The sequence below is a fragment of the Tenacibaculum sp. 190524A05c genome, from assembly GCF_964036595.1.
Classification (GTDB): Bacteria; Bacteroidota; Bacteroidia; order Flavobacteriales; family Flavobacteriaceae; genus Polaribacter; species Polaribacter platacis.
Genome location: NZ_OZ038523.1, coordinates 68,289 through 77,853 on the forward strand (window position 1 = coordinate 68,289; position 9,565 = coordinate 77,853).

Consider the following 9,565-nt stretch of genomic DNA (forward strand, 5'->3'; position numbering starts at 1 on the left):
GGTTGCTTAAAGACCTAATGGTTAGGTTGTTGTTTGGGGAATGATTTTGGTTTTTATATAGTTGTTTTTCAAAAAAACTATATATTTGCACCCGAATTTAATGTTTGTTTCACACTCCCATTGCTTATGAAAAAAAATACTTTATTATTTTTTTCGATACTATTTTATTGCCTAAATTTATTTGGTACCACACCAATAGATTCTATTCAATCAACCCAAAAATTAATTAAAGGACTAACGTTTTCACATGACGTTAAAGGAGAGTTTACTAGTGATTATATAAAGAGTAATTACACACAGGATCCTCGAATTGATACTCTAGTGAGTAAAGCTAAAGATGTGTTTAATGCCATCGAAGAAACAGGTAGTTATGCTAGCGTTTTAGGTACTGATGATATGATTGCTCTTCCTGTTGGGGTGAAAAAAGTAATTGGTAAAACAACTACAATAATGGGAGTGAGCGAGGCGAAGTTCTACCCTGATTATACCGAAGTTACTTTATTTATAAAATTAATTCTGCCACAATCTGGAGCAGATGGTAAACAAAAAGAATTATTCTTTGGAGCTAATAATGTCAAAATTTCTCATTCTGGAGGGATTTATGGTGACATGAATATTTCTCTTTTAGGAGATGTCGCCATTCCTGTTAGTGGTAATAAAGCCTTACTTAAATTAAAAGGAGGTTTTAATATGAAAACTGGTATAATTGAAGATAAAACTTATGTTACTATTGATTGTACTGGGATTAAAGAAATTGGTGTAGCAGCAGATGTTATATTTTCAAGAACACTTTTAGAACCTCTTAATCAAGACTTCTCGTTAATTACTGATAAAAAAGAGAAGGTTATGGGATCTTTCCAAATCAAGGTTTCTGATTGGAATGATATTCTAGCTGAAGTTAATATCAATCATCCTTTTCAAATTACAAATGATAAAAGTACAAATGGTACGGGTAAAGGAGGTTTAGTTTTTGAAGTAAGTAACGCAATTTTTGATTTTAGTGATTTGAGAAATTCAGAAAATATGAGTTTTTCAAATAGTTATAAAGAAAAATACTTGATACCTGGTAATAATGAATTATGGAGAGGTGTCTATATAAAAACTATAAAAGTTAGTTTACCCAAGGAATTTAAAGAAAAAGGAAGTCCAGAAAGGATTACAATTGGAGCGGAAAATTTACTTATAGATTCTGAAGGTATTACTGGAGAATTTTCTGCAGACAATGTTTTGGATTTAGGAAAAGGAAATGCCTCTGGCTGGCAATTTTCGGTTAAAGATCTTCATGCTGAGTTAGAAGCTAATAAACTTATTGGTGGTGGATTTGGAGGTCACATCGTCTTACCACTTTCTAAAGAAGTTTCTCAACAAGAAGCGAATAGCTTATCGGAAGATGAACTAGCAAAGAAAACTATTAAGTATACAGCAGTTATTGATGTTGAAAATGAGGAATATAGTTTGGTGTTAGAGCCATTAAAGCAACTAGAGTTTAATGTATTTAAGGCGAAAGCAATCTTAGAATCTAATTCTAAGGTTGAATTAAAAATTGCTGATGGGAAGTTTAAGCCAAAAGCAAATTTATATGGTAGTTTAAATATTAATGCTAGTAATGGTGAGCTTGAAGATGGAAAAAAAGGTGTTGTTGATTTTAAAGGAGTAACCTTTCAAAATCTTCAATTGCAAACAGAATCACCTTATTTTTCAGTAGATTACATGGGGTATACAGGAGATGTAAAGTTTGCTAAATTCCCAGTGACTATTTCAGAAATTGGTGTAACAGCGAATGATACTAAGGCTTCTTTAAAATTTGCAATAGATGTAAATCTAATGGGGAAAGGATTTGCTGGAGGAACAAAATTAGAGATTCAAGGTAAGTTTGAAAATGGTGAGGGTTACCAAAGATGGAAATACGATCGTCTAAAAATTGAAAGAATAAATATCGCAGCTGATTTAGGTAAAGTTAAGTTTAAAGGATTGGTTGATATTAAAGACGATGATCCGGTATATGGAGATGGATTCTATGGAGAGTTAGAAGCCGATTTTAATGCGATTAATGTAAAAGCAACTGCTTGGTTTGGAAAAACTGACGTGAGATATTGGTATGTAGATGCATATGCGGACTTATCAGGAATGCCAACAAAACCAATGATTGGTCCTGTTGAAGTTAATGGTTTTGGTGGAGGAGCTTACTATCACATGACCAAAAAATCTAATCCGCAACCTTTAGTTTATGAAGGAAAGCCAATTAAAACTCCTGGGCCTCCATCTGGAATGGATTATGTGCCAGATTCTAAATCAGGACTTGGTTTTAGAGCAATGGTAGGATTTGCTTTAGGAAATGAAAAAGCATTTAATGGGAAGGTCGGATTTGAAATGGCCTTTAATACTTCTGGAGGACTGAATAGAATTATGTTCTTTGGAGAAGCCCATATTATGAAAACCATTGATTTTAAGTTTGGTGATAAGTTCAAGAACAAGCTTACTGCTATGCAAAATAAAATCAATGATTTTGGAGAAAATAATTCAGTAATTCAAGATCTTAAGAAAAAGAACTTAGTTGAATATAGTAAAGTAGCTTTCCCACAAGACGGTCTAACATTCGATGCAGGTATTGATGCTAACTTTTCAATGGAAATGGATTTTGTAAATAATTCATTCCATGCCGAAATGGAAGTATATCTAAATACACCTGGAAACTTCTTTAGTGGAGTAGGACCAAGAGGTAGAGCAGGATGGGCCGTTTTCCATACAGGTCCAGATGGATGGTACCTACACATGGGAACCCCTAAAGATAGAATTGGAGTAAGAGTTGGAATTGGAGGATTTAGTGTTCAAGCGACTACCTATTTAATGATTGGAGATAAAATTCCAGGAAGTCCACCACCACCTCAAGCCGTAGCAGATATCTTAGGAGTTGAATTAGATAATTTAGATTACATGCGTGATTTAAATGCCTTAGGAGATGGTAGAGGTTTTGCTATTGGTATGGATTTAAGTATAGACACAGGAGAAATGACTTTCCTAGTATTCTATGCTAGATTTAGAGCTGGTTTAGGTTTTGATATAATGATTAAGGATTATGGAGAAACTGCATGTAAAGGAAGTGGACAAATTGGTGTAGATGGTTGGTATGCAAACGGTCAAGCCTATGCATATCTTGAAGGAGAGCTGGGTATTAAAATAAATCTGTGGTTTTTCAAAGCAAAAATTCCAATTATAAAAGCTGGAGCCGCCGTCTTACTTCAAGCAAAATTACCAAATCCATCCTGGTTTAGAGGATATGTTGGAGGTCATTTTAGTGTCTTAGGAGGTGCAATTAGAGGTAGATTTAGATTTAAAATTGAATTAGGAGATGAGTGTGAGATTATAAATGGAGCACCTTTAGGAGGATTAAAAATTATTTCAGGTGTTTCCCCAGACGACAATTCGACTGATGTTGATGTATTTGCCTCGCCTCAAGCAGCTTTTAATATGAAAATTAATGAGCCTTTTGAATTAGAAGATGACGAAGGAGTGAAAACTTATAGAATTTTATTAGATGAGTTTTCTGTTAAAAAAGAAGGGGAAGAAATTCAAGGAGAATTGCAGTGGAGCGCATCAAATGACGTAGCAAATAATCTTTCTTTCGACGTATTACCACCGAATTCAACAATTAATGTAAAAGTAGCAGTTAGTTTTCAAGAATTAAAGTCGGGCTCTTGGGTTACTTTGATGCATAACGGTAGCAAGGCTCAGGAAATAGAAGAAAGAACTTTTACTACTGGAGATGCTCCTGATTACATTCCTATGACAAATATAGTCTACACATACCCTGTGGTAGATCAGGCTTATTTTTATCAGGATGAGAGTGATTCTGGTTATGTTAAATTAAAGAGAGGACAACCATATTTATTCAAGCCAGATACGGAATGGAATCAAAAAGTAAGATACTCGAATGAAGATGGACAAATTTTAATTAATGATGTTTCCTACAACAAAAGTCAAAAAGAAGTAAGCTTTAATTTTAAAGAGTTTGCCTTCCAGAAAAAATATACACTAGAAATAATTAGTCTACCTCCGGGAACTGAAGCAGTTGAGAATGCTACAAATTATGATGAGCTAGATACTGGTGGACAAGAAGGAAATACTGTAGAAGTAAGAAATAAAGAAGTACAGAATACCATAAACAACGATGCTGAAACACTTATTCTTAAGTATGAGTTTACAACAAGTAAGTATAAGAATTTCTCAGATAAATTAAAGGATAAGGATATAGTACAACATTATTTAGAACCTATTTATTCTGATGTTCATGCAATTCAAACAGATGTTGAAGAATCAGAACGTATGGATGTATTGGAGCTTGAAGGAGGTGAGTATACTCAAGGAAAAGCTTTGGTTACGGTTGAGGCTGTATTAGATGATAATTATTATGAGGACATTATTTATCCTTTAATTTATGAAAACTACCCTCTAGAACCTGAGTTTACCGTAAATAGAGATGTTGAAGAATTAGGATTACCTCCTAAAAAGGCTGTTGATATTCTTACTTGGTTTGTACCATATTTAAAACAAAACCCAACGTATTCTCTACTTGATAGAAGAATTCCGTTTAGGTATCATTTACCTTACTACTATAAGCATGATTTTATTGATATACAATATAAAATTGTAAACAAGTATTTGAGCAGCCCAGAACAATATGCATCTCAAATTAGTAAGTACGATTATATAATTAATGGTGCATTCCCAGCAATTAGATCTGGAAAATATAAAGTTAAAATGCAATATGTAATGCCTGGTAATAAAACAGGAACTAGTTACATATTTAAATATAAAAATCCTTTTTAATGTTAGATAATAGATATATATCATTAAAAAAAGTAGTGTTATTAATAGGACTATTATTAGGAACTACGGGGCAATCTCAAGCTACGAAAGAAGAAAATGCTATAATGGTTTTAGCAAGACCTCAAACAGATAACAAAATTATGTTACGTTGGGGACCAACAACACCTAGAGCATTCCGAAAATTGAACAAATTCGGATATAAATTAAAACGTTATACCATAAGTATTAGTGGTAAAACACTTTCTAAGCCTATAGAAGAGGATTTAGGAAACTTCAAGCCAGCTGAACCTTTGGAGTGGCAAAAAATTATTGAAAAAAATAATAATGCCGCTATTATGGCTCAATCCATTTTTGGTGAAAGTTTTAACGTTGAAGGAGTTGGAACTTTGCAGGGTATTATTAATATGTCACAAGAGCAAGAACAAAGGTTTACATGGGCTTTATATGTAGCTGATCAAGATTTTAAAGTAGCAAAGTTAGCAGGATTAGGATATGAAGATATTAATGTGAAGTCTTCTGAAAAGTATGTATATAAGGTATATCCATTAGTTCCAAAAGAACAATTAGATATAAAAGATGGAGGAGTTTTTGTTGGTTTACAAGATTATCAAGAATTACCTAAACCTTTGGATTTAGCTGGGATTTTTAATGATAAACAAGTTATGCTTAACTGGAATTATGCCATTCATAAACAGGAGTATAATAGTTATTTTGTTGAAAGATCAGAAGATGGTATCAACTATAAGCAATTGAATAAACTTCCGTATACAACACTTAATAGTGGAGGTAGAGTAGATACTAAAAGAATTTATTATGTGGATTCAATTAAGAACAACACAAAATACTACTACAGAGTAAAAGGAAGAACTCCTTTTGGTGAATTAAGCCCTCCTTCAGATGTGATCTCTGGTAAAGGAATAAAAGTATTACCATATGTTCCTAAAATTTCTACTAAAGAGATTGTGAATGAGGAGAAGAGTGTAATATTAGAATGGCAATTTTTAAAAGAAGGTAATGAATTTATTAAAGGTTTTGAATTAAACAGGAGTGATAAGGCTAATGGAATTTACAAAACTGTAATTAGAAATATTTCACCTACAGCACGTAAAATCAGATATGATAATCTGAAACCTACGAATTACTTTAAAATTTCTGCCATTGGAAAAGAAGGAAATAGCAGAGATTCTTATCCTGTTTTGGTACAACCAATAGATTCTATTCCACCGGTAAAACCAGTCGGACTAAATGGAAAAGTCGATAGTTTAGGTGTTGTTACGTTATCTTGGAAAGCAAATGCTGAATTAGATATGTTGGGATATAGAGTTTTTAAGGGGAATAATAAAAACGAAGAATTTTCTCAAATAACAGTATCTCCTCATTTAGCAACTACTTATTATGACAGTGTCTCTGTTAAAAGTTTAAATGATAAAGTTTATTATAAAATTGTGGCAGTTGATCAGAGGTATAATATGTCAAAATATTCTGATGTTTTAGTACTGGACAAACCCGATTTTATTGCACCATCTGATCCTGTAATTACTTCTTATAAAGTAAAAGATAAAAAGGTTTTATTAAAATGGGCTAATAGTAGCAGTACGGATGTAGTTAAACATGAAGTGTATAGAAAATTAAGAGATAGTATTAACTGGAAATTAATTTCAACTGTTGAGAAAGATACCTTAAAACCATCATATACTGATTGGCAAGATACAAATGTAGATGGAGGTTATGATTATAATTATTTAATTAAAGCCGTTGATGATAGTGGATTAGTATCAAAAAATGAAAAGGGAATAACGATTGAAGTTCCAAGATTCGAACTTTTAACAGGGATAAAGAATTTCGGTAGTTATGTAGATAAAACAAACAATTTCATTGAATTATTCTGGAAGGTTTTGGATGAAAAAAATATAGCGGAACTGATGTTATATAAAGAGGTTAAAGGAAAGAAAATGTCTTTATTAAGAGTAATGCCTCCAAAATTTAAAAGGATAGTAGATGAAAATATAAAACCAAATAATATCTATACCTACATTATAAGACCTGTATTTATAGATGGAAGTTTGGGACAAATTAAACGATTAGAAGTTAAGTATTAGTGAATATACTTATTAAATAATCCCCATTATGAAAATAAAATTACTCACAATTATTTTGTTGCTGTCTTGGTCTTTAACTCAATCTCAGTCTGAGTTATATGTTCTTTCTAAAGATATTAGTTTAACGAACAATGCGGACTGCGATAGAATTGACGATCGAGGACTTTTTAAATCATATGATCAAGGTAGATTTGTGATTAGTCAAAATCAAGCAACAGTAAATGTAAATGCTTTTATAGATATAATTGTAGAGGATGAAGGTGATTTTGGATGTGGAGGACCATGTGGTCAAGGAAATATCGAGACTGAAAATTGTTCCTTCACTAATGGTGATCAAGTAATAGCCCATTATCAAAAGATTTATAGTAAATATACAGGTTCTGAACCTGCAAATTGTTTTACTTGTATGCCATTAAGTTATCAGGCAATATTATTACCTAGATTGATTACTCCAGTGGATAAAAAATGTGAAAAGGAAATTTTATTTCCGCAATACCCAGGAGGACAAAATAAGTTTGTTCCTGAATTAAAATGGCAATATGAAAATGCATCTGGTCAGTTTGTTGATTTACCAAATCATAAAAACAGATATCCACTTAATGTGAGCTTACTCGATATTTTTGGAACAAATTGGAGATCCAACTTTAATGGAAATCTGAATTTGCAATTTGTAATATCTGCTGATTTTACAACCCAAGTTGTCAAGTCCAGTATAGTTACTATAAGTATAAACGAATGTACTCCTGATTTAGTTGCAGGTCCAATTCCTGTTGATTTAGAATGTTCCTATGATGAAAATGCTAGTTTTGAATTAAAATTGGGGCGTAATTTATTCACGGATAGAAATGAAGAATTAATAGTTACGTTAAACAGTCTTCCAGATAATCAACTAATAGGTCAAAAATCAACAACTTCATTAATCAGTAATTCTGATGGTACGTATAGTTATAAATGGCCGGAAGAATTAAAAGGAGGAAATTATAGTGTTATATATCAAACGAAAATAGGAAATAATCCTTCATCTCTTTCTCCATTAAGTTCTTTTGAGATTAAAACTCCTTCAAATTTTCAGTTTAAAGTAGAAAAACTTAATGATAAATCTTGTTTCGAAAATAGTGATGGAATGGTTAGAATCACTGTTGATAAGTTTGAATCTGGAAGAACTTTTCAATATAGACTATACAAAGTCTCTGGATCTGCAGTAACTGTATTTAAAGATTGGACTGACTTTTCGAGTGATAGTTTTGACGTAGGAGGATTAGATGAAAGTACATTTAGAATTAAAGTTCGAGATAATAAAAAATGCTATGCGAGGTAAATTTTATAAGATAAATAAACTGGCTTTTGGGACACTCTTACTACTGTTTTTTATTTATAGTTCAGTAAATGCTCAAAAATATAGAATAGTCTTTTCTGCTGAGGCAGCTGCAGAACCATGTAGTCCTGACCCAATTAGAAACTCAAGAGATATTGTAAAATTAGAGAATACAAATACTGGTAGAGCAGCTATTTTGGCAATTGGTGTTTGTGCAGATTTGGTTGATACGCAGGTGAATGCTGTTAGAATTATTGATTTTCTTCCGAATGCAGTTTCAAGAGAACGTTATGCAGAAACCAATAGCGGTTCTGTAGTAGTTGATGAATTTCAAAGAGTAAATGTCAATTTTAATCATTGCGATTCAAGGTCAACAACACTTTCTACTTTTGGTGCAACTGTACTAGTGAGTATTGAGCCTCATGTAGATATTATTGATAGACCCAATAATAATGCCATATGTCAAGTAAATTTAGAGGTAGATGTTGAAGGATTTGCACCTGAAGTGTATAAATGGCAGTTTTATGATCAGTTTAGTTCTGCTTCAAATAAATGGACAAATTTTCCTAGTGCTTTACAAGGATCACATATTGCAAGTTTTGATTTAGATCAATTAGTAGGAAACAGAGCATCACAATTTCATAATACTTCAATGAAATTCAGAATGCAAAAATATTGTACAGGGAATTATACCCCTGAGGTTATTTATTCAATAATTGCTTGTTCCCCCGGATTGATAGGTAATCCGAATCCAAAAGATTTAGATTGTTCCTATGATGAAGATGCAAGTTTCGAACTAAAACTAAATCGTAATCTAATTACAAGTAAATCAGAAAGGTTAATTGTTACTCTTTACGATGCGAATACGGGAATTTTAAAGGACCAGGACGATGTACTTTCATTAACAAATAATGGTGATGGGACATACAGTTATAATTGGACCAAGCGATTGGTTGGTGGAACATACGAGGTAAAATATCAAACTAAAACAGGAAACGACGTAGCGACATTGGTAGAGCCGAATTCCTTTATTATTGATACACCAGATGCTCTGAATTTTAATGTAGTTAAAGTTAATGACAAGAGCTGTTTTACCAATGCCGATGGAAAAATTAGAATTACGATTACAAACAGTGAATCTGGAAGAACATTTCAATATAAAATTTATAGAGAAACCACTTCAGGTGTTATAACCTACAGAAATTGGACAAATTTTTCTGCTTCATCTATAGAAGTGGGAAGTTTAGAAGATTATGATTACAGAATAAAAGTAAGAGACAATAAACAGTGCTATGCAAGATAAAAGTAGAAAGTATAATAATTT

The 9,565-nt window shown here is 32.2% G+C and carries 4 protein-coding genes; all 4 read left to right on the top strand.

What is annotated here, in order from left to right; all coding sequences use genetic code 11:
- Window positions 1-126: 126 nt before the first annotated feature.
- From ABNT61_RS00330 to ABNT61_RS00345, 4 genes are read left to right on the top strand one after another with little or no spacing between them, the layout of a single operon-like run.
- On the top strand, window positions 127-4,827 hold the full coding sequence (locus tag ABNT61_RS00330) for a hypothetical protein (protein ID WP_348744380.1): 4,701 nt from the start codon (window positions 127-129) through the stop codon (window positions 4,825-4,827).
- Window positions 4,827-6,926, top strand: a complete 2,100-nt coding sequence (locus ABNT61_RS00335) for a hypothetical protein (RefSeq protein ID WP_348744381.1) — start codon at window positions 4,827-4,829, stop codon at window positions 6,924-6,926. Before ABNT61_RS00330 ends, ABNT61_RS00335 begins: the two co-directional genes overlap by 1 nt.
- A gap of 28 nt (window positions 6,927-6,954) precedes the next feature.
- Complete coding sequence (locus tag ABNT61_RS00340; RefSeq protein WP_348744382.1) at window positions 6,955-8,244, top strand: hypothetical protein; 1,290 nt, start codon at window positions 6,955-6,957, stop codon at window positions 8,242-8,244.
- Entirely contained in the window at window positions 8,234-9,544 is a 1,311-nt protein-coding gene (locus ABNT61_RS00345) for a hypothetical protein (RefSeq protein WP_348744383.1), read from the top strand. Before ABNT61_RS00340 ends, ABNT61_RS00345 begins: the two co-directional genes overlap by 11 nt.
- Window positions 9,545-9,565 lie beyond the last annotated feature (21 nt).

What these genes read in the sequence shown, in the direction of transcription:
- ABNT61_RS00330 (WP_348744380.1), top strand. Translation starts at nt 127, where the DNA reads ATGAAAAAAAATACTTTATTATTTTTTTCGATACTATTTTATTGCCTA.
- ABNT61_RS00335 (WP_348744381.1), top strand. Translation starts at nt 4,827, where the DNA reads ATGTTAGATAATAGATATATATCATTAAAAAAAGTAGTGTTATTAATA.
- ABNT61_RS00340 (WP_348744382.1), top strand. Translation starts at nt 6,955, where the DNA reads ATGAAAATAAAATTACTCACAATTATTTTGTTGCTGTCTTGGTCTTTA.
- ABNT61_RS00345 (WP_348744383.1), top strand. Translation starts at nt 8,234, where the DNA reads ATGCGAGGTAAATTTTATAAGATAAATAAACTGGCTTTTGGGACACTC.